This is a genomic window from Streptomyces sp. NPDC055099 (genome assembly GCF_053607685.1).
This window is the reverse complement of record NZ_JBSGUA010000087.1, coordinates 1-1,084: the sequence shown is the minus strand read 5'-3', so window position 1 is coordinate 1,084 and position 1,084 is coordinate 1. Positions and strand designations below refer to the sequence as shown.

At 54.7% G+C, this 1,084-nt stretch carries 1 rRNA gene; it reads right to left on the bottom strand.

What is annotated here, in order from left to right:
- Positions 1–1,084 (bottom strand): 23S ribosomal RNA (locus tag ACWFRU_RS42475); the annotation flags it as partial.

Below are 1,084 nucleotides of genomic sequence, written 5' to 3'. Positions count from 1 at the left end.
GCTCAATACATTGCTGTACTTACACACCTGACCTATCAACCACGTAGTCTACATGGTTCCTTCAGGGGGCTTGTGCCCCGGGAGATCTCATCTTGAGGCGCGCTTCCCGCTTAGATGCTTTCAGCGGTTATCGCTTCCGAACATAGCTACCCGGCAATGCCACTGGCGTGACAACCGGAACACCAGAGGTTCGTCCACTCCGGTCCTCTCGTACTAGGAGCAGCCCCTCTCAAATCTCCAACGCCCATGGCAGATAGGGACCGAACTGTCTCACGACGTTCTGAACCCAGCTCGCGTACCACTTTAAATGGCGAACAGCCATACCCTTGGGACCGACTACAGCCCCAGGATGTGATGAGCCGACATCGAGGTGCCAAACACCGCCGTCGATATGAACTCTTGGGCGGTATCAGCCTGTTATCCCCGGAGTACCTTTTATCCGTTGAGCGATGGCCCTTCCATACAGAACCACCGGATCACTAAGTCCTAGTTTCCTACCTGCTTGATCCGTCGATCTTGCAGTCAAGCACGCTTATGCCTTTGCACACAGTGCGCGATGTCCGACCGCGCTGAGCGTACCTTCGAGCTCCTCCGTTACTCTTTAGGAGGAGACCGCCCCAGTCAAACTACCCACCATACACGGTCCCCGACCCAGATAATGGGCCCAGGTTAGAACGTCAAGCACGACAGGGTGGTATTTCAAGGATGGCTCCACTGCAGCTAGCGCCACAGTTTCATAGCCTCCCACCTATCCTACACAGACGAACTCAACGTTCAGTGTAAAGCTATAGTAAAGGTTCACGGGGTCTTTCCGTCTTGCCACGGGAACGCTGCATCTTCACAGCGATTTCAATTTCACTGAGTCTCGGGTGGAGACAGCGCCGCTGTCGTTACGCCATTCGTGCAGGTCGGAACTTACCCGACAAGGAATTTCGCTACCTTAGGACCGTTATAGTTACGGCCGCCGTTTACTGGGGCTTCGATCAAGAGCTTCGCCTTGCGGCTGACCCCATCAATTAACCTTCCAGCACCGGGCAGGCGTCACACCCTATACGTCCACTTTCGTGTTTGCAGAGTGCTGTGT